The organism is Streptomyces sp. NPDC002276 (assembly GCF_053891435.1).
In genome coordinates, this window is record NZ_JBSFCQ010000028.1 from 52,227 (window position 1) to 75,093 (window position 22,867).

The following is a 22,867-nucleotide window of genomic DNA, read 5'->3' on the forward strand; positions in this document are numbered from 1 at the left end:
CGAAGGTCCGGGGGAAATCCGACCTTCGGAGGCGAAGAACCAGCCTCAAGGGGGATCCGGCTGTCAGACCGGTGTTCTAGTCTCCCCGGCATGTCGTGGTCGCGCGCACTTCTCACCGCGCTCGCGGTCTGTGCCCTGCTGCTGGCCGGATCGGCGGGCTGTGGTTCCGGCGATGCCCAGGGGCGGAAGGGCGACGGGGTGTCGCCGTCCCCGGTGGGCAAGGTGCTCGACAACACGGACGAGCAGGGCCGGCACTACCGCGAGGTGGGCAAGAAGGGCGCGCCCGAGGTCGGTATCGAGGTGGAGCCCGACGCCGCCGACGACAGCTGGGACGTCCGGCTGACCGTCCACGACTTCCGCTTCTCGCCCGCCGGCGCGAAGCCGGTCGCGGTCGCGGGGCGCGGGACCGTCCGCCTCCTCGTGGACGGCCGCACCGTCGCGCGGCTCCGCGTCCCCGAGTACCGGCTCGCGTCCGACCTCGTCCCGCACGGCACCCACCACGTCACCGCGCGCCTCTACGCCGACGACGGCACCGTGTGGGCCGTGCACGGCAAACCGGTGGAGAGTACGGCCGACATCACGGAGTCGGCGGTGCAGGCCACCCCCGACGGCAGCAAGACACCCGGTTCCGCATCGACGCGGGGGCCGGAATGAGTGCAACGGGCACCCAGTTCCGTACTGAGGTGCGAGCTTCTCCTGACCGCTGCGGAAAGGCATCATGAAGCCCGTGCCCCACACGACATCGCTCCGCCGTGCGCCCGTGCAGCGGCGCAGCGCCGAACGGCTGACCAGGATCCTCGACGCCTGCGCCGACCTCCTCGACGAGGTCGGCTACGACGCGCTGAGCACCCGGGCCGTGGCCGTGCGCGCCGGTGTCCCCATCGGGTCGGTCTACCGCTTCTTCGGGAACAAGCGCGCGATGGCCGACGCCCTCGCCCTGCGGAACCTGGAGCGCTACACGGAGCGCGTCACCGAGCGCCTCAAGGAGACCGGCGGCGGGGGAGGGTGGCGGGCGGCGGTGGACGCCGTCCTGGACGAGTACATCGCCATGAAGCGCACCGCGCCCGGCTTCTCCCTCGTGGACTTCGGCAACCAGATCCCGGTCGGCTCGGGCCACGCGGAACCCAATCACCGCGTCGCCGACCGCCTCACCGACCTGCTCTCCGGCTATCTCTCGCGCGAACCCGACGAGGACCTCCGCCGCACCTTCCTCATCGCGGTGGAGACCGCGGACTCCCTCGTCCATCTCGCCTTCCGGGTCGCTCCGGAGGGCGACGAGAAGGTCATCGAGGAGACCCGGGCGCTGCTGCGGGCCTATCTGGCGCGCGTGCTGGACTGAGCGGCGGTCGCCCTTCCGTGCGGGCCGGACCGAGGTACGGCCGGGCGCCTGCCGGTCCGCGGGTTTCCGACCTCACCCCTGCACCCCCTCGCCACCGTCCATACCGGTCGGTATGCTCACCGCCAAGAGGCAACGTCGCCCTTGGGAGGCCCCGTGTCCCGCACCGCCCTGCGTATCTGCCCCCTGTGCGAAGCCACCTGCGGGCTGACCCTCACCATCGAGGGCACCCGGGTGACCGGCGCCCGAGGCGACCGCGAGGACGTGTTCAGCAAGGGGTTCATCTGCCCCAAGGGCGCCTCCTTCGGAGCCGTCGACGGCGACCCCGACCGGCTGCGCACCCCCCTCGTCCGCCGCGACGGCGAACTGCGCGAGGCCACCTGGGAGGAGGCCTTCGACGCGGTCGCGGCAGGCCTGCGCCCGGTCGTCGAACGCCACGGCCCGCACGCCGTCGGCGTCGTCCTCGGCAACCCCAACGTGCACACCATGGCCGGCGCCCTCTACCCCCAGGTCCTGCTCGGCGCCCTCGGCACCCGCAGCGTCTTCACCGCCTCCACGGTCGACCAGATGCCCAAACACGTCTCCTGCGGCCTGCTCTACGGCGACGCCAACGCGATCCCCGTACCCGACCTCGACCACACCGACCATCTGCTCCTCATCGGCGCCAACCCCCTTGAGTCCAACGGGAGTCTGTGCACCGCCGCCGACTTCCCCGGCAAGCTCAAGGCGCTCAAGGCCCGCGGCGGCACCCTCACCGTCATCGACCCGCGCCGCACCCGCACCGCCAAGCTCGCCGACCGGCACATCGCGGTCCGCCCCGGCACCGACGCCCTGCTGCTCGCGGCGATGACGTACGTGCTCTTCGAGGAACACCTCGTGGAGCTGGGGGAGTTGGCCCCGCACGTCCAGGGTGTCGAGGAACTCCGGGCCGAGATGGGCGACTTCACCCCGGAGGCCGTGGCGGAGGCCTGCGATGTGACTGCCGACGAGATCCGCGCCCTCGCCCGCGAACTGGCGGCCGCCCCAACTGCCGCCGTCTACGGCCGCATCGGCAGCTGCACCGTCCCGCACGGCACCCTCGCCAGCTGGCTCGTCGACGTCCTCAACATCCTCACCGGCAACCTCGACCGGCCCGGCGGCGCCCTCTTCCCCCAGGCCGCCACCGACCGGACACCCCGGCCCGCCGGACCGGGACGCGGCTTCGCGCTCGGCCGCTGGCACTCACGGGTGAGTCAATACCCGGAAGCGAAGGGCGAGTTGCCGCTCTCCGCGCTCGCCGAGGAGATCGACACCGCGACCGCCGAGGGCGAACCGATCCGCGCGCTGATCGCCGTAGCCTCCAATCCGGTGCTCTCCGCACCGGACGGCACCCGCCTCGACAAGGCCCTCGACTCGCTCGACTTCATGGTGAGCGTCGACCCGTACCTCAACGAGACCGCCCGCCACGCCGACGTAGTACTGCCGCCGCCCCCGCCCTCCCAAAGTCCGCACCACGACTTCGCGTTCAACACCCTCGCCGTCCGCAACCAGGTCCGCTACACCCGCCCCGCGATCCCGCTGGAGCCCGGCCGGATGGCCGAGACCGAGATCCTGGCCCGGCTGATCCTCGCCGCGACCGGCATGCACGGCGCCGACCCGGCCGCCGTCGACACGATGGTCATCGACCAGACCCTCGGCAAGGCCGTCACCGACCCCAACTCGCCCGTCCACGGCCGCGATCCGGGCGAGGTCGCCGCTCAACTCACCGGCGACACCGGCCCCGAGCGCCGGCTCGACATGATGCTGCGCCTGGGCCCCTACGGCGACGGCTTCGGCGTACGGCCCGACGGGCTGTCGTTGGAGAAACTCCTCGCGCATCCGCACGGCATCGACCTGGGCCCGCTGGCCTCCCGCCTGCCCCAGCCGCTCAAGACCCGCAGCGGCAAGGTCGAACTGCTGCCGCGGCCGATCGTCGACGACCTGCCCCGGCTCCGGCAGGCCATGAGCGAGCGCGCGGACGGACTCGTCCTCGTCGGCCGCCGCCATCTCCGCTCCAACAACAGCTGGATGCACAACGTCCCCGCCCTCACCGGCGGCACCAACCGCTGCACCCTGCACATCCACCCCGAGGACGCCGAGCGCCTCGGCGTGGTCGACGGAGCGCCGGTCCGGGTGAAGGGCGCCGGGGGAGAGGTGACCGCCCCCGCCGAGATCACGGACGGTCTGCGGCGCGGTGTGGTGAGCCTCCCGCACGGCTGGGGCCACGACCGTCCCGGCACCCGCCTCAACCACGCGTCCGCCGATCCGGGCGTCAACGTGAACCAGCTGCTCGACGGCAGTCTCCTCGACCCGCTGTCGGGCAACGCGGTGCTCAACGGAGTACCCGTGGAGGTCGCCGCACTCATCGCACCGCTGTGACCTGGAGTTTTGCGCTTATTGCTCGCGCGTCAACATCTTGTTAACGCAGCTTTGCGCGACCTAACGTCGTCGGACCGCCGCCCCTGGTGGGAGTTCAAAGGCGAACGTTAGGTGTTCCACTCATGCTGACCATCCTCGGCTTCACCATGATCGCGACCTTCCTGGTCCTGATCATGCTGAAGAAGATGTCGCCGATCGCGGCGCTCGTCCTGATACCCGCGCTGTTCTGCGTTGTCGTCGGAAAGGGCGGCAAGCTCGGCGACTACGTCATCGACGGCGTCACCAGCCTCGCGCCCACCGCGGCGATGCTCATGTTCGCGATCGTCTACTTCGGTGTGATGATCGACGTGGGTCTCTTCGACCCGATCGTCCGGGGGATCTTGAAGTTCTGCAAGGCGGATCCCCTGCGGATCGTGGTCGGCACTGCGGTCCTCGCCGCGATCGTCTCGCTGGACGGCGACGGCTCGACCACCTTCATGATCACCGTCTCGGCGATGTACCCGCTGTACAAGCGCCTGAAGATGAGCCTGGTCGTGATGACCGGGGTCGCCGCGATGGCCAACGGCGTGATGAACACGCTCCCTTGGGGCGGCCCGACCGCCCGTGCCGCCACCGCCCTCAAGCTCAACGCCAGTGACATCTTCGTCCCGATGATCCCGGCGCTCGCCGTGGGCCTGCTGGGCGTCCTCGTCCTCGCGTACGTCCTCGGCCGCCGCGAACGCAAGCGGCTCGGCGTGCTGACACTGGACGAGGCGCTGGTCGAGGAGCCCGCCGAGTCGGAGACTGTGCTCGTGGGCGCCGGTACGGGCAAGGGCGCCGGTGACCCGGGCGTCGGCAACGACCGTAAGGCCACCGGCGGTTCCGGCTCCGGCGCGGACCTTCCGGAGGAGCACGAGGACGACGGCTTCCAGGGCCTCGACCCCCACCGCGCGACCCTGCGCCCCAAGCTCTACTGGTTCAACGCGCTGCTCACGGTCACCCTGCTCACCGCCATGATCATGGAGTGGCTGCCGATCCCGGTCCTGTTCCTGCTCGGCGCGGCGATGGCCCTCACCGTCAACTTCCCGCACATGCCCGACCAGAAGGCCCGCCTCGGCGCCCACGCGGAGAACGTCCTCAACGTCTCCGGCATGGTCTTCGCCGCCGCCGTCTTCACCGGCGTCCTCCAGGGCACCGGCATGGTCGACCACATGGCGACCTGGCTGGTCGACAGCATCCCCGACGGCATGGGCCCGCACATGGCCCTCGTCACCGGCGTGCTCAGCATCCCGCTCACATACTTCATGTCGAACGACGGCTTCTACTTCGGCATCCTCCCCGTGCTCGCCGAGGCCGGTCAGGCACACGGCGTCTCCTCCCTGGAGATCGCCCGCGCCTCCCTCGTCGGCCAGCCCCTGCACATGTCGAGCCCGCTCGTGCCCGCCGTGTACGTCCTGGTCGGCATGGCCAAGGTGGAGTTCGGCGACCACACCAGGTTCGTGGTCAAGTGGGCCGCCCTGACATCGCTCGTCGTCCTCGGGGCAGGAATCCTGTTCGGCATCATCTGACCCACACGACAAGGGACTTCACCATGACGTCCGGCAGGAACCGCGGCTGGCTGCTCCGCCTCGTCATCGCCTTCAGCTTCGCTCAGGCGGCCGTGTCGATGGCCCGCCCGGCGGTCTCCTACCGGGCCCTCGCCCTCGGCGCGGACGAGCGGGCGATCGGTGTCATCGCGGGGGTGTACGCGCTGCTCCCGCTGTTCGCCGCCGTACCGCTCGGCCGCCGCACCGACCACGGCCGCTGCGCACCCCTGCTGCCCGTCGGCGTACTCCTGATCTCCGGCGGCTGCGCACTGAGCGGACTCGCCAACTCCCTCTGGGCGATGGCCATGTGGAGCGGCGTGATGGGCCTGGGCCATCTCTGCTTCGTGATCGGCGCCCAGTCGCTGGTCGCCCGCCAGTCCGCACCGCACGAACAGGACCGCAACTTCGGCCACTTCACCATCGGCGCCTCCCTCGGCCAACTCGTCGGCCCCATCGCCGCGGGCGCCCTGATCGGCGGCCCCGACATGGCCGGCACCAGCGCCCTTGCCCTGCTCGTCGCGGGCGCGGGCGCCGCCGTGTCGTTCACGTCCCTGTGGCGCATCGAGGACCGTACGACCGTCAAGTCCCGTACGGCACAAGGCGATCGCGTGCCCATGCGGAGCATCCTCGGCGCCCGGGGCGTGCCCGCGGGCATCTTCGTCAGCCTCTCCGTGCTGTCCGCGACCGACATCCTCACCGCCTACCTCCCGGTGGTCGGCGAACACCGCGGCATCGCGCCCTCGGTGATCGGCGTACTGCTCAGCATCCGCGCGGCGGCCACCATCGCCTGCCGTCTCGTCCTCACCCCGCTCCTCCAACTCCTCGGCCGAGCCGCCCTGTTGACCGCGACCTGCCTCCTGGCGGGCGTCGTTTGCGCGGGCATCGCACTCCCGCTGCCGGTGTGGGCCGTCGGCCTGATGCTCGCCGCCCTCGGCTTCTGCCTCGGCGTCGGCCAGCCCCTCTCCATGACGACGGTCGTCCAGGCCGCCCCCGACGACGCCCGCTCCACCGCCCTCGCCCTACGGCTCACCGGCAACCGCCTCGGCCAGGTCGCCGCGCCCGCCGCCGCGGGTCTCGTCGCCGGAGTCGCGGGCGTGGCCGCCCCGTTCGTGATGCTCGGCGCGCTGCTGGTGCTCTCGGCCGGGGTCGCGCTGCGCTCACCGGCGAAACCGCCCCGCACGCGGCAGCGGATCAGGTCCGCCGACACCTCGGCGGAGCGCCGCATCCCCTGAACGCGATCGTCCGTTTTCTCACCACCCGGACCCACCCGCCCGATCCCGTCCGGTCTCTTCCCCCCGGCGCGCACAATCCGTTAACTTCCGTGACTCACAAGCCTCGTACGACCCGTACGGGGTGATCCGATCGCGGAGCCCCCGGGGGCACTCGTCATGACACGCGCCATCTCCCTGCACGACGTGAGCAAGGCCTACCCGCGAGGCGCCCGCGTGGTGGACCGGTTGTCGCTGGACATCGCGCCGGGGGAGTTCCTCGTCCTGCTCGGGCCTTCCGGGTGCGGCAAGTCGACCGTACTGCGCATGATCGCGGGCCTGGAGGAGATCACCGAGGGCGAGTTGAGGCTCGACGGCGAGTACGCCAACGATCTCGCCCCCTCCGAACGGGACATGGCGATGGTCTTCCAGAACTTCGCCCTCTACCCGAGCATGACGAGCCGCGACAACATCGGCTTCCCGCTGCGCATCGAGTCACCCGGCACCGACCCGCGCCCCCGCGTGGACGCCACCGCCCGCATGCTCGGCATCGAGGAACTCCTCGACCGCTTCCCCAGCCAGCTCTCCGGCGGCGAACGCCAGCGCGTCGCCATGGGCCGGGCCATCGCCCGCCACCCCTCCGCGTTCCTGATGGACGAGCCGCTCTCCAACCTCGACGCCAAACTCCGCAACCACCTGCGCGCCGAAATCTCCTCCCTCACCCGCGAGTTGGGCGTCACCACGGTCTACGTCACCCACGACCAGGCCGAGGCCATGTCGCTCGGCGACCGGGTCGCCGTCCTGCGCGGCGGAGTCCTCCAGCAGGTCGGCAGCCCCCGCTCGGTGTACGCGCTGCCCCGCAACGTCTTCGTCGCCGCCTTCATCGGCACCCCGCGCATCAACCTCCTGCGCGGCCTGGTCCGGGCCCCGTTGGACGGCGCGATGACCATCAGCCTCGGCAAGCAGTATCTGCGCCTGCCCGAACCCCTGTGCCTGGACCACCAGTTGCTCCGCGTCCAGCAGGGCCGCGAGGTCATCGTCGGCCTGCGCTCCGAGGCCATCCGCATCGCCAAGCCCGCCTCCGCCCGCCCCGGCGAGGTGGCGATCAGCGGTCTCGTCGAGCATGTGGAGTTCCAGGGCCACGAGGTCCTCGTCCACTTCAACACCGGCTCCCGGCCCGCCGTCGTACCGGAGTTGGAGGCCCCGCGCCCCACCCGCCCGGCCCGTCGCCGTCGACGCGAGGGCGGCGTCCTGGGCCGACTGCGGGAGCGCGCGGGCGTGTTGCGCGCGGGACCGGTCGTCGTCCTGGACCACCCGGCGGACACGGAACCCGACCTCATACCGCCCGAGGGCCGGCTCCCCGGCGACCTCGTCGTCCGCACCACCCCCGACATCCAGCTCCGCCACGGCATGCAGGTCCCGCTCCTCGTCGACATCGCCCACCTGTTCGTCTTCGACCAGCACGGCGAACGGATCTCGCCCGCCCCGGCGCGGCTGCCCGACCTGGACGAGTGACGACCGGTACGGATAGGCGCATGAACGTGCATCTCACCCGAAACCGGGCAGCCCTCGCCCTCGCCGGCCTCCTCCTGACCGCCGCGGCCCCGACCGCCTACGCCACCCTCGACACGGAGACCGCCCCCGCAACCGCTCCCGCGTCGACGCGCGGAACGCCGTACGTCGAGACGCGATATCCGGTGGCGGCGGGCGCGAGCGACCGGAAGATCGAGGAGATCCGGCGGGCGTACGAGAAGGCGTTCGCGCAGGAGTCGGTGGGCCGGGTGGACGACCGGACCCGGGCCGACTTCTGACCCGGCCGCGCACCCGTGACCGGGAACCTCTGGACACCCGTGACCGAGGACCTCTGAGCACCCGTGACCGGAGGTCTCTGGCGCCGGAAAACTAACACCGCTAGTTTGTGAGGCGGACGACGCAGTCACGCCCGGGAGGCAGCACGATGAAGGCACACGACGGCATGTACATCGACGGCGCCTGGCGCCCCGCCGCGAGCGGGGAGACCATCGACGTGGTGAACCCGGTCGACGAGCAGGTGATCGACCGCGTCCCGGTCGGCAACGCCGAGGACATCGACACCGCCGTACGGGCCGCCCGTGCCGCCCTCCCGGGCTGGGCCGCCACCCCGCCCGCCGAACGGGCCGCGCTCTTGGGGGTGTTGAGGGACGTGCTCGTCTCCCGCAAGGACGAGATCGCCGAGACGGTCACCGCCGAACTCGGCTCCCCGCTCGCCTTCTCGCAGGCCGTCCACGCGAGCGTGCCGATCGCGGTCGCGGGTTCGTACGCCGAACTCGCCGCGACCCACGCCTTCGAGGAGAAGGTCGGCAACTCGACCGTCCACCAGGAGCCGATCGGCGTGGTCGGCGCGATCACCCCCTGGAACTACCCCCTCCACCAGATCGTCGCCAAGGTCGCCCCGGCGCTCGCGGCAGGCTGCACGGTGGTGCTGAAACCCGCCGAAGACACCCCGCTCACCGCCCAGTTGTTCGCCGAAGCGGTCGCCGAGGCGGGCATCCCGGCCGGTGTCTTCAACCTTGTCACCGGCCTCGGCCCGATCGCGGGACAGGCCCTCGCCGAGCACCCGGGCGTCGACCTGGTCTCCTTCACCGGCTCCACGGCGGTGGGCCGCCAGATCGGTGCCACGGCGGGCGCCGCGATCAAGAAGGTCGCCCTCGAACTCGGCGGCAAGTCCGCCAACGTCATCCTCCCGAGCGCCGACCTCGCCAAGGCCGTCAACGTCGGCGTCGCCAACGTGATGTCCAACTCCGGCCAGACGTGCAGCGCCTGGACCCGCATGCTGGTCCACCGCGACCAGTACGACGAGGCGGTGCAACTGGCCGCGACGGCCGCCGTCAAGTACGGCGACCGCATCGGCCCGGTCGTGAACGCCAAGCAGCGGGCCAGGGTGCGGAGTTACATCGAGAAGGGGGTGGCGGAGGGCGCGCGCCTGGTCGCGGGAGGGCCGGAACACCCGTCCCCGCAGGGCTACTTCGTCGCCCCGACCGTCTTCGCCGACGTGACCCCCGACATGACCATCGCGCAGGAGGAGATCTTCGGCCCGGTCCTGTCGATCCTCCCCTACGACGACGAGGACGACGCCGTGCGCATCGCCAACGGCACGGTCTACGGCCTGGCGGGCGCGGTGTGGGCCGGGGAGGAGGCGGAAGCGGTCGCGTTCGCACGGAGGTTGGAGACCGGGCAGGTGGACATCAACGGCGGACGCTTCAACCCCCGTGCCCCGTTCGGGGGTTACAAGCAGTCGGGCGTGGGCCGGGAACTCGGCTCGCACGGGCTGTCCGAGTACCTCCAGACCAAGTCCCTTCAGTTCTGATCCCGTTGACCCTCCAGGAGGCCTCGCATGGTTCGCGCCGCCGTACTGCCCGCCGTGGGCGCTCCGCTGGAGATCGCCGAGATCGACCTCCCGGACCCCGGCCCCGGCCAGGTCCGTGTCCGCCTCGCGGCCGCCGGGGTCTGCCACTCCGACCTGTCCCTGACCAACGGCACCATGCGCGTACCGGTCCCGGCGGTCCTCGGCCACGAGGGCGCGGGCACGGTGCTGGCCGTGGGGGAGGAGGTCACCCACATCGCACCCGGCGACCCCGTCGTCCTCAACTGGGCCCCGTCCTGCGGCACTTGCCACGCCTGCACGCTCGGCGAGGTCTGGCTCTGCGCCAACGCGCTCAACGGCGCCGCCGACGTCTACGCCCACCGCGCCTCCGACGGCACCGACCTCCACCCCGGCCTGAACGTAGCCGCGTTCGCCGAGGAGACGGTCGTATCCGCCGCCTGCGTGCTCCCCCTCCCGGGCGGAATCCCGTTGACGGACGCGGCACTTCTGGGCTGCGCCGTCCTCACCGGCTACGGCGCCGTGCACCACTCGGCGCAGGTGCGGGAGGGCGAGACGGTCGCGGTGTTCGGCGTCGGCGGAGTGGGTCTCTCGACGCTCCAGGCGGCCCGGATCGCCGGCGCCACGAAGATCGTCGCCGTCGATGTCTCCCCGGAGAAGGAGGAGTTGGCGCGCGCGGCCGGAGCGACGGACTACGTGGTCGCCTCCGACAACACGGCCCGCGAGATCCGCGCCCTCACCGGAAAGCAGGGCGTCGACGTCGCCGTGGAGTGCGTCGGCCGCGCGGTCACCATCCGCACCGCCTGGGAGTCCACCCGCCGGGGCGGCCGCACCACGGTCGTCGGCATCGGCGGCAAGGACCAGCAGGTCACCTTCAACGCCCTCGAACTCTTCCACTGGGGACGGACGTTGAGCGGCTGCGTCTACGGCAACTCCGACCCGGCGAAGGACCTGCCGGTACTCGCCGAACACGTGTGGGCCGGACGCCTGGACCTGGGAACGCTGGTGACGGAACGGATCGGGCTTGAGGGGATTCCGGCGGCGTTCGACAACATGGTGGCGGGGAAGGGCGGCCGGGCGTTGGTGGTGTTCTGACCGGCCCGGTCGGCAGCGTTGGCGGTTCGGGCTGAACTGCCTTGCCTACGGGACCTGTTCGGGCTGCGGGTCAGTGGCGATGGCCGTAGCCCCCTCTGTCTCGGCCTTCGCCTTGGCGCGCGGCCGGGACCGCGACACCGCCACACCCGCGAGACACAGCACCCCGCCCCCCAGCGTGAGCAGGCCCGGTACCTCGCCGAGCGCGAGCCACGACATGAGGACGACCAGTGCGGGCGCGGCGTACGTCGTCGCGCCCATGCGGCTGGCGGTCGTACGGGCGAGGGCGTAGGCCCAGGTGGTGAAGGCGATGGCGGTCGGGAAGATGCCCAGGTAGAGCATGTTGAGCGTGGCTGAGACGGGCGCGTCGGCCGCCTGCTGGACGAGCTGCCCCGCGAACGGCAGGCACAGCACCGCCCCGATGAGACACCCGAACGTCGTCACCTGGAGCGCGCTGGCCCGGCCGAGGACCGGCTTCTGGGCGACGACCCCACCCGCGTACGCGACCGCCGCGAGCAGACACAGCACCACGCCGAGCACGGACGAGCCGCCCTCACCCGACATCGACAGCCCCACGGTCACCGCACCGGCGAAGGACACCGTCATCCCCGCGAGCAGCCGCGGCGGCATCGCGTCACCGAGCAGTCGCGAGCCGAGCAGAGCGATGAGAATCGGCCCGGTGTTCACGACCAGGGCGGCCGTACCGGCGTCGACCTGCTGCTCGCCCCAGTTCAGGACGACCATGTAGAAGCCGAACCACAGCGCGCCCGAGATCGCGATCCCCCGCCACGCGGACCGTGGCGGCAGCCCTTCCCGCCGTAAGAGACAGAACACTCCCAGCGTCAGCGCCCCGCTCGTCAGCCGCCCCAAGGCCAGGGCTCCTGGCGAGTATGCGGTTCCGGCGCTTCGGATGGACACGAACGCGGAGGCCCACAGCACGACGGTGACGACAGCGGCTGCGGCGGCGGTTGCTTCGGCGGGACGGAGAGGTTTCTTCATGTCCCGAGACTATGCGGGGGCGGGGAGGGGGCGCTAGCGGAAATCGGACGTGAGGTTCGGGGTGCCGGCGCGATGCCCACGAGGTTAGATTTGTTGCCTATGAGGCTTGACGTCGGCTCGGTCGGAGGGGCAGAGTCCGGCACAAGTGCCGACAGGTGAGGACGGTCAGATGAGCCACCACCACTCCGTACCGAAGCGCGTGCATCGCCTGTGGTCGACCGAGCACGAACCCGTGTTGGAGGTCGAGGACGGTGACACCGTGTCGTTCGACCTCACCGAGGCGACGGACGGCCAGTTCGACCCGACGTCGACCGTCGACGCGGTCGCGGGCTTCGACTGGGACCGGGTCTATCCGCTGGCCGGGCCCATCGTGGTCAAGGACGCCGAACCGGGCGACGTACTGGAGGTGGAGTTCCTTGAACTCCGCTCGGTGGACTGGGGCTGGACGGCCGTACTCCCCGGACTCGGCCTGCTCAGCGAGGACTTCCCCGACGCGCATCTGCACCTGTGGGACCTGAGCGGCGGATCCACGGCCGACTTCCTCGACGTGGCCGACATCCCAATTCGCCCCTTCTGCGGGGTGGTTGGGGTCTGCCCGGACGCGACCGAGCCCCAAAGCGTGCTCCCGCCGGGCCACTTCGGCGGCAACGTGGACTGCAAGGACCTGGTCGTCGGCACAAAGCTCTACCTCCCCGTCCAGGTACCCGGCGCCCGCCTCAGCCTCGGCGACCCCCACGCGGCCCAGGGCGACGGCGAGTTGTGCGTCAGCGCGATCGAGGCGTCCCTGTCGGGCGCGGCCCGGATCCGCCTGCACAAGGGCCGCCGCATCACGGCCCCCCAATTCGAAACGGCAGGCCCACTCCGCACCGACGCCGACCGCGTCGGCCACTACGCCACGATGGGCGTAGCTCCGGATCTCATGAGGGCGGCCCAGGACGCGACCCGCGCAATGATCGACCACCTGGGCAGCCGCTACGGCCTCGCCCCGATCGACGCGTACGTGCTGTGCAGTGTCGCCGTAGACCTGAGAATCACGGAGGTCGTGGACGCGCCGAACTGGGTGGTGTCGGCGTACCTACCGAAGGCGATCCTGCGAGCTTCTTGAGAAGCGCTGCCTGCCAGGGCGCGGGGAACTGCGCGACCAGCCACAGCGGACCGGCACCGGGCAAACCGCGGAACCCTACCTGTCTGTCAATTCCGAGAACTGCCCCGCCAATCCATCCAGCAACGCGGCCAGCCCCACCTCGAAAGCCCGCTCGTCAACCTTCTCCTGCTGCTCGGCAAGAAGATGCGCCTGCCCGAGATGCGGATAGTCGGCCGGATCGTACGCACTCGCGTCGCCCACGAACCCCCCGGCGAACGACCCCAACGCCGACCCCATGACGAAGTACCGCATCAACGCCCCGATCGACGTGGCCTGCGCAGGCGGCCATCCCGCCTCCACCATCCCGCCGTACACCGCGTCGGCGAGCCGCAACCCCGCCGGCCGCCGCCCGGGCCCGGTCGCCAGCACCGGCACGATGTTCGGGTGATCCCGCAGCGCGGACCGATAGGACACGGCCCAGTCGTGCAGCGCGGTACGCCAGTCGCGGCCGTCCTCGAACATCGACAGATCGACCTGCGCGCTCACCGAGTCCGCGACCGCCTCCAGGATCTGGTCCTTCGTGCGGAAGTGGTTGTAGAGCGAGGGCCCGCTCACCCCCAGCTCGGCGGCGAGCCGACGCGTGGAGACGGCCGCCAGCCCTTCCGAGTCCACCAGCAGGCGAGCCGTCTCGACGATCCGGTCGGTGCTGAGGAGGGGCTTGCGCGGTCGGGCCATGGCGCACATAGTAGGGCTGCGAGAGGGAAACTAGCAGTGCTAATTTAAATGTGCGGCAATTGGGCAATGGGCATACGGCTATGGGGTGACACGCGATGGACCTGGGACTGAGCGAGGAGCAGGAAGCCGTACGGCGGCTCGCCAAGGACTTCGTGGACCGCGAGATCGCCCCGCACGTCATCGCCTGGGACCGTGCCGAGGAGGTCGACCGGTCGATCGTCAAGAAGCTCGGCGGGGTCGGCTTCCTGGGGCTGACCATCGACGAGGAGTACGGCGGCTCGGGCGGCGACCATCTCGCGTACTGCCTGGTCACCGAGGAGCTCGGCCGCGGCGACTCCTCCGTGCGCGGCATCGTCTCCGTGTCGCTGGGGCTCGTCGCGAAGTCGATCGCGGCCTGGGGGAGCGAGGAGCAGAAACGGCGCTGGCTGCCGGGGCTCACCTCCGGCGAGTACGTCGGCTGCTTCGGCCTCACCGAACCCGGCACCGGTTCCGACGCGGGCAACCTCACCACCCGCGCGGTCCGCGACGGCGACGACTACGTCGTCAACGGCACCAAGATGTTCATCACGAACGGCAGTTGGGCCGATGTGGTGCTGCTCTTCGCCCGTTCGACGGACGCGCCCGGCCACAAGGGCGTCTCCGCGTTTCTCGTCCCCACCGACACCCCCGGCCTGACCCGCCGCACCATCCACGGCAAGCTCGGCCTGCGCGGCCAGGCGACCGCCGAGCTTGTCCTCGAAGACGTCCGTGTCCCCGCCTCCGCGATGCTCGCGCCCGAGGGCAAGGGCTTCTCCGTCGCCATGTCGGCGCTGGCCAAGGGGCGGATGTCGGTCGCGGCGGGCTGCGTCGGCATCGCCCAGGCCGCGCTGGACGTGGCGGTCCAATACGCCGGTGAGCGCGAGCAGTTCGGGAAGTCGATCGCTCACCATCAGCTCGTCCAGGAACTCATCAGCGACATCGCCGTGGACGTGGACGCGGCCCGCCTGCTGACCTGGCGGGTCGCCGACCTCATCGACCGAGGGCTCCCCTTCGCCACCGAGTCCTCCAAGGCCAAGCTCTTCGCCTCGGAGGCGGCCGTGCGTGCCGCCAACAACGCGCTCCAGGTCTTCGGCGGCTACGGCTACATCGACGAGTACCCGGCCGGGAAGCTGCTGCGCGACGCCCGCGTGATGACCCTCTACGAGGGCACCAGCCAGATCCAGAAACTCCTCATCGGGCGGGCGTTGACGGGTGTTTCGGCTTTCTGAGTACGGGAGTTGAGTATCCGTACGGATGCCGGGACGGCCGTAGGAGCGGACGCTTGTCCCCATGAGTGAAGCATCGGGCAAACCGCAGAACACGGCCGCCTTCTACGGCCAGGCCGTCGCGTCCTTCTCCGTCGCCATCGCGGCGACCGCCATCGGCATCTTCAAGCTCCAGGCCGACGCCTGGGTGCGGGCCTTCCTCGCGATCGCCGTCCTGTATCTGGTCACCTCCTCCTTCACCCTCGCGAAGGTGATCCGGGACCGGCAGGAGGGGGCGCGCGGCACCTACAACCCGTTCGAAAAGCTCTGAGCGGGGAGACTAAGCGCTCGCTCAGGTTCGGCGGTATGGTGGAGCCCTTGTCATCGAGAGTCATCAAGGGTCATCGAAGAGGGGTTCACGAGCGATGAGTACGGCGGAGGAGACCACCGCGGGCGACCCGCAGGCCTGGGCGGAGGTCACGCCCGACGCGGCCCGGCGGCTGCTGATCGCCGCCGTGGAGGCCTTCGCCGAGCGCGGCTACCACGCGACGACCACCCGGGACATCGCGGGCCGCGCCGGGATGAGCCCGGCCGCGCTCTACATCCACTACAAGACCAAGGAAGAGCTGCTTCACCGGATCAGCAGGATCGGCCACGAGAAGGCCCTCGACATCCTGCGTACGGCGGCGGCGCGCGAGGGCAGCGCGGCCGAGCGGCTGGCCGACGCGGTGAGCTCCTTCGTGCGCTGGCACGCGGGCGGTCGTACCACCGCGCGGGTCGTGCAGTACGAACTCGACTCGCTCGGGCCGGACGCCCGCGCCGAGATCCTCGCGCTGCGCCGGCAGGTCGACGCCGAGGTGCGCGGGATCGTCGAGGACGGGGTCGCGGACGGCTCCTTCGACGTGCCGGACGTGAAGGGCACGACCCTCGCGATCCTGTCGCTGTGCATCGACGTGGCGCGCTGGTTCAGCCTCGACGGACCCCGGACGCCCGACGAGGTCGGCGCGCTGTACGCCGACCTCGTGCTGCGGATGGTGGGGGCCAACTAGCCCCTGCCGAGCGGGAGTCGGCCGCTCAGAGGTAGTAGCGCGACACCGATTCGGCGACGCACACGGGCTTGTCGCCGCCCTCGCGCTCCACGGTGAAGGCGACGGTCACCTGGACGCCGCCGGGGACGTCGTCGACGCCGGTGATCGTCGCGGTGGCGCGCAGTTGGGAGCCGACCGGGACCGGGGCGGGGAAACGGACCTTGTTCGTCCCGTAGTTGACGCCCATCTTCACGTCCTCGACCTTGATGAGCTGCGGTCCGAAGAGGGGGAGCAGCGACAGGGTGAGGTAGCCGTGCGCGATGGTCGTCTTGAAGGGACCGGCCGCCGCCTTCTCCGGATCCACGTGGATCCACTGGTGGTCGCCCGTCGCGTCCGCGAACAGGTCGATCCGCTTCTGGTCCACCTCCACCCAGTCGGTGTACCCCAACTGCTCGCCGACCGCCGCCCGCAGGTCGTCGACGGAGGTGAAGATCCTCGGCTCTGCCATGTCCCGGCCTCTCACGTCATCCAGCTCATATGTGTCGCCATGCCTAAGCAACTGCTTAGCATGGTCGTATGCCGGGCCGCTGTCAACGGAACACCCGTGCCGGTGGATGGGTAGGGTTCGAGGGGTGCCCCAGATTCCCGAGAAGATCCACGAGCTGACCGTCGGCCAACTCGCCGCGCGCAGCGGTGCCGCCGTCTCCGCCCTGCACTTCTACGAGGCCAAGGGCTTGATCAGCAGCCGCCGTACCACGGGCAATCAGCGCCGGTACACCCGTGACACCCTGCGCCGGGTCGCCTTCGTACGGGCCGCCCAGCGCGTCGGCATCCCGCTGGCCACGATCCGCGAGGCGCTCGCCGAACTCCCCGAGGAGCGCACCCCGACCCGTGAGGACTGGGCCCACCTCTCCGAGGCCTGGCGCTCCGAACTCGACGAACGCATCAAGCAGCTCAACCGCCTCCGCGACCACCTCACCGACTGCATCGCCTGCGGCTGCCTCTCCCTGGCGACCTGCGTCCTCTCCAACCCGGACGACGTGATCGGCGAACGGGGCGCGGGTTCCCGCCTGATGCCGGAACCGGGCACAGGCAGGGGCGGGGCGCCGGGCCCCGACCCCGAGAAGCGCGACTGACCGGCGAGCACACCGTCCGCCACGCGCACAACGACGAACGCTTCGCACACCGGCCGACAGGCGCACCGCGCCGAGGGGCTCGCACGCTAGCTGTTACGCGCACCGCACGAAGGCTTCCCTCACGGGCGTGACCCGTACCGCGCCGAGGGTTTCGCACGTCGGCCGTCATGCGCACCGTGCCGGGGCTGAGCGTCCGAGGCGTTGCCCGTATCGGGCCGCGGGATTCGCGCGTCGGGTCGTCACCCGTACCCCGGCGGGGGCGTTGCGCGTCGGGCCGTCACGCGTACCCTGCCGGGGGTTTCGCGCGACGGCCGTCACTCACACCCCGCCGGAGGCCGCGCCCGGGCGTCACTCGTACTCCGTGCCGCCCTTCCGTGTCAGATACGCGGGGCTCACCGCCTTGGCGATCGCCCGGCCGCCGGTCACGGGGCTGTAGCGCTCTACGGCGGGGCGGATCACGACGCCCTCTCGTAGGTGCAGTTCCCGCCCGGACACGGTCTCCCGGCCGCTCGCGACCTTCAGTACCTGCTCGATGTCGTACGGTCCCTCGTACAGTCGGGGCACCAACGGCAGCTCCCCGGCGAGGAGTTCGGTCGGGTTCAGCCAGCGCAGCGTTCCGTCGATCTCGGCGGAGACGTCGAACACGGCGTACCCGAGCGTGGCGCGTCGGCCGTCGGCGCCGTAGGTCAGGTCCTGTACGCCCGCGCCGTAGACCTCGCCGAAGATTCCGATCCGGCGTGCGCCGAGTCGTTCGGCGAGGCGGGCGGCGGCCTCGGGGACGGCGTGGCCGCGGACCGCCCGCCAGTACAGATTGCGTGGATCCTCCTTCAGGGCAAGGGACTTGGCGCCGAAGCCCTTCGAGGAGACCTGGACGCGGCCGTCCTCGGCGAAGTACGTGAGCAGGCAGGCCGAGCCGTGCAGTTTCTCGGTCAGGACCACAGCCTCGCCCGGTTCGAATATCCCGGGAAACCGCTGGATGTTCTCGATGTCCACCCAGGGCAGCAGATCGGGCGCGGACTCGACGTCCCCGGCCATCGTGGGCGGGATCGGCGGCACCCACTTGACGATGCCGAGCAGTTCCGCGAAGTCCGTGCCGTCCAGGGCGGCCCGGGCCAGATCCACGTCCGCGAGCGCCTTGGGCCGGCACACGATGCCCTGCGACAGCTCACCGCGCAGGCGCACCGCCTTGACCCGGTCGGCGTTGCTCCCCGCGAGGCGTCCGGTCAGCCCCAACTCCTCGATCAGCGCGGCCGGGAGCACGGACTGCTCGGGGATGTAGACGGCGGTGTCACCGGTGCGGTACGCGCCCTTGGCGACGACGGCCCGGTACAGGCCGACCTGGGCCAGTTCGAGGGCGTCGGCGTTCGGGTGTTCGTGGACGGTCAGCACTTCGGCGGTGACGCGCAGCGTCGACATCGGGACTCCTCGGGTTCTTCAACTGGGTTTCATCGTCCTCAACTGTCCTGATACGAAACGGGTTGAGCGAGGGGAATTTCGGCTGCTAGGGCCGGGCTGCGGCCGGTGTCGAAACCGGTGGTCGTGACGCCGTGGCCTGTGTTTCCCTTCCTGAGTGAAGATCCGGGAGAGGGCCGACGGCGATGTCGAGGAGTGCGTGCGGGTTCTCGCGGAGGTCCACGCGCACGACGGCTATCCGGTCAACTGGCCCGATCGGCCCGGTGATTGGCTGACACACGGGCCCTCGCTGGGCTCCTGGGTCGCCGAACAGTCCGCCGGCGGAGGCCGCCTCGTCGGGCACGTCAGTCTGTCGCGGGTCGGCGAAGGCGATCTGGCACCGGTGTTGTGGGGCGAGCGGACGGGGGTGCCGCCGGGTACGGCCGCCGTGGTCGGCAGACTGTTCGTCGCCCCGGAGGCGCGGGGACATGGGATCGGCGCACTGCTGATCGGCCGGGCAGTCCAGGAGGCGCGGCGGCACGGCCTGCATCCGGTGCTCGACGTCGTCACCACGGATACCGCAGCCGCCGCCCTGTACGAGCGGCTGGGCTGGGAACTGATGGCCACGGTCGAGCAGCGATGGAGCCCCCAGCAGACGGTGGCCGTCAGTTGCTATGCGGCGCCGTCCTGACATCCGTACCGCACCAGCGCCTCGGCGACCAACTGGGCGTTGGACAGGGCCCGTTGGCCGTCCGGCAGGAACAGTGTGTCCTCCAGCCCCATTCGGGTCGCGAGCCCCAGCCGTCCCGCCAGCCGGAGCACGGGCCAGGCGCCGCCGTCCTCGCCGTGCAGCAGCACCGGGCGGCCGTGACCGGTGTCGAGTTCGGCGAGGAGCGCGTACGCGGACGCCTCCGCCGTGTCCCCGTCCCGGTCCGTCACCTCCGCGAGGACCCGCAGGACCCTCGACCGCAGCGGTGAGACGGCGAAGCGGGCGGCGCCGTCCGTGCCGGACCAGATACCGGCCTCCACGCCGACGCCCCGGTCCAGCAGCGCCGCCGCGACCTCCTCGGCGCCCGGCTCGTGCCAGTTGACCGAGGCGTGGTCGGGCAGCACGGTCCAGCCGCGCACCCGCTCCAGCCGGGCGGCGGGGTCCGGCTCGGCCCAGGCGCCGGTGGTCACACCGACCGGCACGGTCACCCGCGCCCGTATCGCGTCCAGCGTCACCGCGAGGACACGCGGCGACAACGTGTCGTCCCCGCAAGGGGACTTGGGGTGGAGGTGGACATCCGTGGCCCCCGCCGCGACGGCCTCCACCGCGGCATCGGCCAACGCCCCGGGCGAGACCGGCACCATCCAGCCGTCGGCGGCCCCTCGGGCCCCGTTGAGACAGACCTGCACCATGCCTCGATGGTGCCACCCACCACTGACAACGCCCACTCACGTCCATACCCACCGAATCCCCACCCGGCAGGGCCCCACCCCCAACGCCACCGCGTGCACCGACCCGGACGCGTCCACCCGTAGCCGTTGCTCCCTGGGCCGCGCGGTACCGGCGTGGGAGTCGAGGCCGTTCGTGCGGAACGAGTAACACGCGCGCGGGAGTGCCCCCTTGGCGAACCGGACCTCCAGGAGGTGTTCGCGCATCGGCACGTGGATGGTCGTCTCGGCGCGCAGCGAGTACGGGGGCGGGTCCCGGTGCTCCACCGTGTAGTCGACGATCACGGTCTCGCCGCGGGCCAGCGGGCGGTCGAAGAGCAGCTCCGCGGCCACCAGCCCCTCGGCGGGCAGTTCGACGACGGTGCCCAGCCGGGCCGGGGCCGCCAGCCGGATCCGCGGCAACGGGCCGGGCGCGTCGAGGCGGTACAGGGCGATCCAGCGGTCCGCGCCGTCCGCCTCGGCGCGCAGAAGTCGGCGGCTGGTCATGGAGCGGACGCTGCGGTCGGCGGCCACGTCGACCCGGTTGTGGCAGCTGAGCCGGGTCAGGCTGTCGTCCCAGCGGGTGTCGAGCGCGGCGAGGGTGGCGGTGAGGTCGCGGTGGTCCGACCAGACCCGGGCCAGATCCGGGTGGTCGCCGACCGGTGGCAGCCACCGGCCTCGGGGCCGGGGCGGGCCGAGCAGTCCGGTGAGCGCGCCGGGCGGCAGCCGCAGGACGTCCTCCAGGACGGTCAGGGCCGCCAACGACCGTTGGCGTTCGGGCTGGTAGCGCCCGGACTGCCAGGAACTGAGCGTCGCCGACGCCACCGGCGTACCGCGGCGCAGCAGCCGGTCCTGGATCCGGTCCAGGCTCAGCCCGCTGGCCGCGATGGCCGCGCGCAAGGCCTCGTGGAACGGCATCGCCCCGCCGACGGGCGTCGCGTACTCCGGTCTGGAAGTCACGTACTCCAGCTCAAGTCAGGGCTGTCGTGGGGCGGAAGACCGTTGCCCTGAAGTTTGGTCAGTCTTGCCCGGTTATTGATCAAATTTGAATGAACCTGTCAGATTTCTCAGTTGTTGCGCCGTCAATTCCCTCAAGACTGAAGGGGCTTGACCGTCTTGCCATGCTCATGAGGCCTCGCGGAAGCTGCTGTCCACTGTCGTCACGGCAGCCCCCCACCCCTCGAATGACGGAGAGTCATGTCCCCGAGATCTTCCGCCGGGTTCGTTCTCGTCACCGCCGCGGCCCTCACCGCCGCCCTGGCCACGCCCTCGCTTGCGGCCTCGAACACCCCCGCCCAGCTCACCCAGGCCATAGCGAGCCACGAGAGCCACACCCTGCACGGGCTCGCGAACCCCGGCAAGGTCAACGCCACCGTCTCGTCCACCAACTGGTCCGGCTACGCGGCCACCGGCTCGACCGGCGCCTACACATCCGTGACCTCGGCCTGGACCCAGCCGACCGTCACCTGCGGCTCGGCCACCACGTACTCGTCGTTCTGGGTCGGCCTCGACGGCTACAGCAACTCCGCGCTGGAGCAGACCGGAACGGAAGCCGACTGCATCGGCGGCAAGGCCACCTACGGCGCCTGGTGGGAGGTGCTGCCCGCCTCCGAGAGCGCGTACTCCGGTGTCACCGTCAAGGGCGGCGACAAGTTCACCGCGACCGTGACCTACACCGGCTCCACCTTCACCATGACCCTCGCCGACTCCACCGAGGGCTGGACCAAGACCACCACGCACGCGGGCTCGTCCGGCTTCAAGAACGCCTCCGCCGAGGTCATCGCCGAGGCCCCCGAGGTCGGCGGCTCGGTCGCGAGCCTCGCCAACTTCGGCACCGTGACCTTCACCGGCGCCAAGACGAACGGCAGCAACCTGGACACCTACTCGCCGAACGAGATCGTCATGACGAAGAGCAGCAGCTCCGCCGTACGGGCGCAGCCGGGCTCGATCTCCGGCGGTAGTTTCGCCGACGTGTGGAAGGCCAGCTGACACCTGCCGGCACTTGTGGCGCACCACTTCGGGGCTGTCGACGGATCGCCGTCGGCAGCCTCGGCCGTTGCGGGAGCAAGGGCAAACCGGTTCGGTCCAAAGGGGGTGCGGCATCCCCGGCGCACCCCTGGCGCCCTTCGTAGATCGCCCCGGTTCAGGCCGACATGAGCAGCCGTCCGCGCCTGGCGTAGGCCAGGGCCTCGGGCGTGAGCACCGGACGCGGGACGACGATGCCGCAGTCGGTGCAGACCGGGCCCGAGGAGGGTTCGTGGGCCAGGTCGTACTTCCACTGGAGGCGCTCCCCGGCGCACACCGGGCACACGGAACCCGGTTCGCGCTCCAGGGCGGCGATCAGCCGTCGCAGCACCTCGGCCAGTGGTTCATGGGGGTGGAGTCGGGGGTCGTCGCACCAGGCGACACCGAAGCCGCCCCAGGTCAGCCGGTGCCAGTCGTCCACGGTGCCCGGGCGGCGGAGCCCGTCGTGCTTCTCCTTCTTGCGGCGTTCGGCGAACCCTGCCTCGTAGGCGAGCCAGACCTTGCGCGCTTCCTCCAGTTCGTCCAGTGCGGCCACGAGCCGCGCCGGGTCGGGGGAGCGGTCCTCGGGTCCGAACCCAGCCCGGGAGCTCAAGTGGTCCCAGGTCGCCCTGTGCCCATAAGGGGCGAACCGCTCAAGGCACTTGCGCAGCGAGTAGCGCCGCAGCGCCAGATCGCACCGAGGGTCTCGCACCTGTCTCGCCAGACTCCGGAAACCGGCCATCGCCCTGCACCTCCGTCACACCTGCACCTGTACTTCGGTCACCTCGGCGTCGTCGTACGGACGTCGCCGAATAGACGTATCGACAAGCGATTTGGCTCCATCCGATTTCCGATGGCCCCCATAAGCCGCTGCTGCTCATCCAAAACTTG

General features: G+C 70.9%; 23 protein-coding genes. 16 read left to right on the top strand and 7 right to left on the bottom strand.

Annotation, left to right across the window (positions count from 1 at the left end):
* The first annotated feature begins 90 nt into the window (after nucleotides 1-90).
* From ACWIHT_RS42810 to ACWIHT_RS42850, 9 genes are all read left to right on the top strand, one after another.
* Nucleotides 91-654 carry a hypothetical protein gene (locus tag ACWIHT_RS42810; RefSeq protein WP_456174042.1) on the top strand — a complete coding sequence of 188 codons (564 nt, stop codon included), beginning with the start codon at nucleotides 91-93 and terminating at the stop codon, nucleotides 652-654.
* Nucleotides 655-718: 64 nt separating this feature from the next.
* Nucleotides 719-1,339 (top strand): TetR family transcriptional regulator, encoded by a 621-nt coding sequence (locus ACWIHT_RS42815; RefSeq protein WP_456174043.1) that lies wholly within the window; start codon nucleotides 719-721, stop codon nucleotides 1,337-1,339.
* A gap of 153 nt (nucleotides 1,340-1,492) precedes the next feature.
* Nucleotides 1,493-3,733, top strand: coding sequence for a molybdopterin oxidoreductase family protein (locus tag ACWIHT_RS42820; protein ID WP_456174044.1), 2,241 nt, complete (start codon nucleotides 1,493-1,495; stop codon nucleotides 3,731-3,733).
* 122 nt (nucleotides 3,734-3,855) lie between these two features.
* On the top strand, nucleotides 3,856-5,280 hold the full coding sequence (locus ACWIHT_RS42825) for a CitMHS family transporter (protein ID WP_456174045.1): 1,425 nt from the start codon (nucleotides 3,856-3,858) through the stop codon (nucleotides 5,278-5,280).
* A 23-nt stretch (nucleotides 5,281-5,303) separates the two neighbouring features.
* Entirely contained in the window at nucleotides 5,304-6,530 is a 1,227-nt protein-coding gene (locus ACWIHT_RS42830) for an MFS transporter (protein WP_456174046.1), read from the top strand.
* Between the two features lie 156 nt (nucleotides 6,531-6,686).
* Nucleotides 6,687-8,021, top strand: coding sequence for an ABC transporter ATP-binding protein (locus tag ACWIHT_RS42835; protein WP_456174047.1), 1,335 nt, complete (start codon nucleotides 6,687-6,689; stop codon nucleotides 8,019-8,021).
* 20 nt (nucleotides 8,022-8,041) lie between these two features.
* Nucleotides 8,042-8,317 (top strand): DUF3574 domain-containing protein, encoded by a 276-nt coding sequence (locus ACWIHT_RS42840; RefSeq protein ID WP_456174048.1) that lies wholly within the window; start codon nucleotides 8,042-8,044, stop codon nucleotides 8,315-8,317.
* Between the two features lie 146 nt (nucleotides 8,318-8,463).
* Nucleotides 8,464-9,852 (top strand): aldehyde dehydrogenase family protein, encoded by a 1,389-nt coding sequence (locus tag ACWIHT_RS42845; RefSeq protein ID WP_456174049.1) that lies wholly within the window; start codon nucleotides 8,464-8,466, stop codon nucleotides 9,850-9,852.
* Between the two features lie 27 nt (nucleotides 9,853-9,879).
* Nucleotides 9,880-10,962, top strand: a complete 1,083-nt coding sequence (locus tag ACWIHT_RS42850) for a Zn-dependent alcohol dehydrogenase (protein ID WP_456174050.1) — start codon at nucleotides 9,880-9,882, stop codon at nucleotides 10,960-10,962.
* A 45-nt stretch (nucleotides 10,963-11,007) separates the two neighbouring features.
* On the opposite strand, the gene ACWIHT_RS42855 is transcribed toward ACWIHT_RS42850, so the two are convergent.
* Nucleotides 11,008-11,958 (bottom strand): DMT family transporter, encoded by a 951-nt coding sequence (locus ACWIHT_RS42855; protein WP_456174051.1) that lies wholly within the window; start codon nucleotides 11,956-11,958, stop codon nucleotides 11,008-11,010.
* A gap of 169 nt (nucleotides 11,959-12,127) precedes the next feature.
* Between ACWIHT_RS42855 and ACWIHT_RS42860 the strand changes: the two genes are divergently transcribed.
* The gene (locus ACWIHT_RS42860; RefSeq protein ID WP_456174052.1) at nucleotides 12,128-13,063 is read left to right on the top strand and encodes an acetamidase/formamidase family protein; all 936 of its coding nucleotides are present in this window, start codon (nucleotides 12,128-12,130) and stop codon (nucleotides 13,061-13,063) included.
* A 75-nt stretch (nucleotides 13,064-13,138) separates the two neighbouring features.
* Here ACWIHT_RS42860 and ACWIHT_RS42865 read toward each other — a convergent pair whose 3' ends face one another.
* On the bottom strand, nucleotides 13,139-13,777 hold the full coding sequence (locus ACWIHT_RS42865) for a TetR/AcrR family transcriptional regulator (protein WP_456174053.1): 639 nt from the start codon (nucleotides 13,775-13,777) through the stop codon (nucleotides 13,139-13,141).
* Nucleotides 13,778-13,872: 95 nt separating this feature from the next.
* Between ACWIHT_RS42865 and ACWIHT_RS42870 the strand changes: the two genes are divergently transcribed.
* The 3 genes from ACWIHT_RS42870 (at nucleotide 13,873) to ACWIHT_RS42880 (ending at nucleotide 16,049) form a co-directional block, all read left to right on the top strand.
* Entirely contained in the window at nucleotides 13,873-15,024 is a 1,152-nt protein-coding gene (locus ACWIHT_RS42870) for an acyl-CoA dehydrogenase family protein (RefSeq protein ID WP_456174054.1), read from the top strand.
* A 61-nt stretch (nucleotides 15,025-15,085) separates the two neighbouring features.
* Nucleotides 15,086-15,331 carry a YiaA/YiaB family inner membrane protein gene (locus ACWIHT_RS42875; protein WP_019066249.1) on the top strand — a complete coding sequence of 82 codons (246 nt, stop codon included), beginning with the start codon at nucleotides 15,086-15,088 and terminating at the stop codon, nucleotides 15,329-15,331.
* Nucleotides 15,332-15,425: 94 nt separating this feature from the next.
* Nucleotides 15,426-16,049 (top strand): TetR/AcrR family transcriptional regulator, encoded by a 624-nt coding sequence (locus ACWIHT_RS42880; protein WP_093624869.1) that lies wholly within the window; start codon nucleotides 15,426-15,428, stop codon nucleotides 16,047-16,049.
* A 25-nt stretch (nucleotides 16,050-16,074) separates the two neighbouring features.
* On the opposite strand, the gene ACWIHT_RS42885 is transcribed toward ACWIHT_RS42880, so the two are convergent.
* Nucleotides 16,075-16,536 (bottom strand): MaoC family dehydratase, encoded by a 462-nt coding sequence (locus ACWIHT_RS42885; protein ID WP_456174055.1) that lies wholly within the window; start codon nucleotides 16,534-16,536, stop codon nucleotides 16,075-16,077.
* Nucleotides 16,537-16,660: 124 nt separating this feature from the next.
* On the opposite strand from ACWIHT_RS42885, the gene soxR reads away from it, so the two are divergent.
* Nucleotides 16,661-17,164, top strand: a complete 504-nt coding sequence (gene soxR / locus ACWIHT_RS42890) for a redox-sensitive transcriptional activator SoxR (protein WP_456174056.1) — start codon at nucleotides 16,661-16,663, stop codon at nucleotides 17,162-17,164.
* A gap of 348 nt (nucleotides 17,165-17,512) precedes the next feature.
* Here soxR and ACWIHT_RS42895 read toward each other — a convergent pair whose 3' ends face one another.
* Entirely contained in the window at nucleotides 17,513-18,580 is a 1,068-nt protein-coding gene (locus ACWIHT_RS42895; RefSeq protein ID WP_456174057.1) for an RNA ligase (ATP), read from the bottom strand.
* 196 nt (nucleotides 18,581-18,776) lie between these two features.
* On the opposite strand from ACWIHT_RS42895, the gene ACWIHT_RS42900 reads away from it, so the two are divergent.
* Nucleotides 18,777-19,247 (top strand): GNAT family N-acetyltransferase, encoded by a 471-nt coding sequence (locus ACWIHT_RS42900; protein ID WP_456174073.1) that lies wholly within the window; start codon nucleotides 18,777-18,779, stop codon nucleotides 19,245-19,247.
* On the opposite strand, the gene ACWIHT_RS42905 is transcribed toward ACWIHT_RS42900, so the two are convergent.
* Nucleotides 19,229-19,957: a 3-keto-5-aminohexanoate cleavage protein gene (locus ACWIHT_RS42905; RefSeq protein WP_456174058.1), complete on the bottom strand. Its 729-nt coding sequence runs from the start codon at nucleotides 19,955-19,957 to the stop codon at nucleotides 19,229-19,231. The two genes, ACWIHT_RS42900 and ACWIHT_RS42905, sit on opposite strands and share 19 nt — an antisense overlap.
* Nucleotides 19,958-19,993: 36 nt before the next feature.
* Nucleotides 19,994-20,932, bottom strand: coding sequence for a hypothetical protein (locus ACWIHT_RS42910; RefSeq protein WP_456174059.1), 939 nt, complete (start codon nucleotides 20,930-20,932; stop codon nucleotides 19,994-19,996).
* Between the two features lie 237 nt (nucleotides 20,933-21,169).
* Between ACWIHT_RS42910 and ACWIHT_RS42915 the strand changes: the two genes are divergently transcribed.
* A complete protein-coding gene (locus ACWIHT_RS42915; RefSeq protein WP_456174060.1) occupies nucleotides 21,170-21,961 on the top strand; it encodes a G1 family glutamic endopeptidase in 792 nt (263 codons plus the stop codon).
* Between the two features lie 154 nt (nucleotides 21,962-22,115).
* Here the strand turns inward: ACWIHT_RS42915 and ACWIHT_RS42920 are convergent, their stop codons facing one another.
* Complete coding sequence (locus ACWIHT_RS42920; protein ID WP_456174061.1) at nucleotides 22,116-22,718, bottom strand: hypothetical protein; 603 nt, start codon at nucleotides 22,716-22,718, stop codon at nucleotides 22,116-22,118.
* Nucleotides 22,719-22,867 lie beyond the last annotated feature (149 nt).